Source organism: Ferrovum myxofaciens (genome assembly GCF_000735045.1).
Taxonomy (GTDB): Bacteria; Pseudomonadota; Gammaproteobacteria; order Burkholderiales; family Ferrovaceae; genus Ferrovum; species Ferrovum myxofaciens.
The window spans coordinates 1-254 of sequence record NZ_JPOQ01000640.1 but is presented as its reverse complement, the minus strand read 5'-3'; the positions used below and the strand labels follow the sequence as shown (position 1 = coordinate 254).

At 60.6% G+C, this 254-nt stretch carries 1 protein-coding gene; it reads left to right on the top strand.

What is annotated here, in order from left to right; all coding sequences use genetic code 11:
• The coding region (locus IV91_RS0115490) for an IS66 family transposase (protein ID WP_031599664.1) at positions 1-254 on the top strand (254 nt) is incomplete at both ends.

Sequence of the window (254 nt, the reverse complement as noted above, 5' to 3'; positions counted from 1 at the left end):
TCATAATGCCCGCGGCGTGGAACCAGAGCGTGCTGAAATTGCGCTGAATCTGATCGGCCAGATCTATCGCGTGGAGGAAGACATCCGCGCCGCACAACTCACGGGGAAGGAGAAGCAGTCCCACCGTTTGAAGCACAGCAAGCCTGTGGTGGAGTCCTTCTTTGCCTGGATCGAGGAGCAGTTTCGCAAGCAGGACTTCCTGCCCAGCAGTCCCCTGACGGAGGCCATGGGCTACGCGCGGGAACGGGAGGCAG